The organism is Rhodovulum strictum (assembly GCF_009649175.1).
GTDB classification, from domain to species: Bacteria; Pseudomonadota; Alphaproteobacteria; order Rhodobacterales; family Rhodobacteraceae; genus Rhodovulum; species Rhodovulum strictum.
On record NZ_WJPO01000064.1, the window covers coordinates 1 to 2,298 of the forward strand.

The following is a 2,298-nucleotide window of genomic DNA, read 5'->3' on the forward strand; positions in this document are numbered from 1 at the left end:
GTAAGCGACCGCCCAGTACCCTCGTTGCCTGAGGTGGTCTGCTGTCCGAGATGACGCCCGTAACGACGGAGGTGTCAGATGGATAGCGATGTACAAACTTACGTAAGTTCTCACAGTGACGACGAAGGATACGCCGGGCGTATCGAGGTTGTGACGGGTCCGAGCGGGCGGCGGCGGTGGCCGGAGCATGTGAAGGCGGCCATGGTGCTGGAGACCTATCGCGACGGGGTGTCGGTTGCGGATGTCGCCCGTCGGTACGACGTTTCCGCGCCGCAGCTGCATGCCTGGCGGCGGGCGGCGCGGGACGGGCTGTTGCCGATGCCCGATGACGATGCGCTTGGCCTCGTGCCGGTGTTGGTCTCCGGAGATGGCGGCTCCCGCCGCGATGGCGGCGCCGGTGACAGCGGAGCGATCGAGATCAAGGTGGACGACGTCCGCATCCTGGTGCCATCGACCTTTGACCCCGGCCATCTCGCCCGGGTGATCTCGGCGGTGCGGGACGCATCATGATCCTGCCCGGCGGACGTTACCGCGTCTACCTGGCCACGAAGCCGGTCGATTTCCGCAAGGGGCACGCTGGCCTGTCGCTGATCGTGCAGTCGGTGCTCGGGCAGGACCCCTTTTCCGGCGCGGTCTTCGTCTTCCGCTCCAAGCGCGGCGACCAGATGAAGTGCCTGGTCTGGGACGGCAGCGGGCTTGTGCTGATCTACAAGAAGCTGGAAGGGTCTGCCTTCCGCTGGCCGAAGCCCGCGGACGGGGTGATCCGGCTGTCCCCGGCGCAGTTCTCCGCCCTGCTCGAGGGGCTGGACTGGACGGCGGTTCTGCCCGAGCGACGACGGCGGCCGCGCTTGGCGGGATAACCCGCGGCAGGATGACTCGGAGCGCGGTTTCGGGCGGCGGTCGCTGCGCCGCCGGTGTAGACATGCGCCATGGCACCGGACGGGACGATCAGCGCGGCCTACGTGGCAGACCTCGAGCGGCGGCTGGCTGTGGAAACGGCCGCGCGCATCGAGGCCGAGACCCGTCTGGCCCGGGTCGAGGAGGCTCGCGCCCGGCTGGAACGGATGGTCAAGCAGGCGCGGCACGAGAAGTTCGGGGCGAAGTCCGAAAAGCTCGATCCCGATCAGCGCCATCTGCCGTTCGAGGATATCGATGTCGCCGAGGGCATGCTGGCCGCGGCGGGCGACGCGGCCGAAAAGGCTGTCGGCAACCGGAAGAAAAGCCGGAAGCCCTCCAACCGGAACAAGGGCAACCTGCCCGACCACCTGCCGCGGATCGAGCAGGTCATCGAACCCGAAAGCAGGCTCTGCCCCTGCGGGTGCGGCGAGATGGTGAAGGTCGGCGAGGACCGGAGCGAGCGGCTGGACGTGATCCCCGCCCAATTCCGGGTTCTGGTCACGATCCGCCCGAAATACATGTGCCGCAATTGCGCGGGCAATTCCCATGCCCAGGCACCGGCGCCGGAATGGCTGGTGCCCCGCGGCCTGCCCACCGAGGCGATGGTGGCCCACTGCATGGTCGCCAAGTTCGGGGATTACCTGCCGTTCTACCGCCAGGCCGATATCTACCGCCGGCAGGGCCTCGACCTCGATCGGACGATGCTGGCCAACTGGGCCGGCCGGGCGGCGCAGCTGTTGCAGCCGGTGATCGACGCGATGATCGCCGACCTCCGCCGCTCCGACCGGTTGCAGATGGACGAAACCTATGTGCCGGTGCTGGCCCCCGGCACCGGCAAGGTGCGCAAGGATTTCCTCTGGGCGATCCTGCGCGACCAGCGCGGATGGGGTGGCGGCGATCCCCCCATCGTGGTGTTCCGGCATTCCCGCACCCGGAGCGGCAAGATCGCGCAGACGATGCTGAAGGGGTTCACCGGCAGCACGCTGATGGCGGACGGCCATCCCGTCTACGATGTTATCGCCGATCCGAAGCAGACCGCGAAGCCATGGACCATCGCCTATTGCTGGACGCATTGGCGGCGCCGCTTCGTCACGTTCAGCCAGAGCACACCGTCGCCGGTCTGCGAGGAGATGATCAGGCGCATTGCCTCGCTCTACGCCATCGAGAAGGAAATCCGCGGCCGCGACCCCGAAACGCGCAGGGCCGTCCGCCAGAAACTGTCGAAACCAATTGCCGAGGCCCTGCGCCCGTGGCTGGAAGGTTGCCTGCAGGATCTCTCCTCGACCAACGACCTGGCCAAGCATATCCGATACGGCCTGAAACGCTGGGACGGCCTGACCCGCTTCCTCGATGATGGCCGGCTCGAGATGGACACCAACGGCGTCGAGAATTCGATCAGGC

General features: G+C 67.2%; 3 protein-coding genes. All 3 read left to right on the top strand.

Translation table 11 applies throughout. From position 1 onward, the window contains the following. Positions 1–78 precede the first annotated feature (78 nt). The gene (gene tnpA, locus GH815_RS18550; RefSeq protein ID WP_153750207.1) at positions 79–510 is read left to right on the top strand and encodes an IS66-like element accessory protein TnpA; all 432 of its coding nucleotides are present in this window, start codon (positions 79–81) and stop codon (positions 508–510) included. Beyond that, positions 507–860 (top strand): IS66 family insertion sequence element accessory protein TnpB, encoded by a 354-nt coding sequence (tnpB, locus tag GH815_RS18555; protein WP_153750208.1) that lies wholly within the window; start codon positions 507–509, stop codon positions 858–860. The genes tnpA and tnpB overlap by 4 nt, the downstream gene beginning before the upstream one ends. Positions 861–929: 69 nt before the next feature. After that, the coding region (gene tnpC, locus GH815_RS18560) for an IS66 family transposase (RefSeq protein WP_153750209.1) at positions 930–2,298 on the top strand (1,369 nt) is incomplete at its 3' end.

Coding starts and splice junctions, on each gene's coding strand:
- tnpA (WP_153750207.1), top strand. CDS start 79: ATGGATAGCGATGTACAAACTTACGTAAGTTCTCACAGTGACGACGAA.
- tnpB (WP_153750208.1), top strand. CDS start 507: ATGATCCTGCCCGGCGGACGTTACCGCGTCTACCTGGCCACGAAGCCG.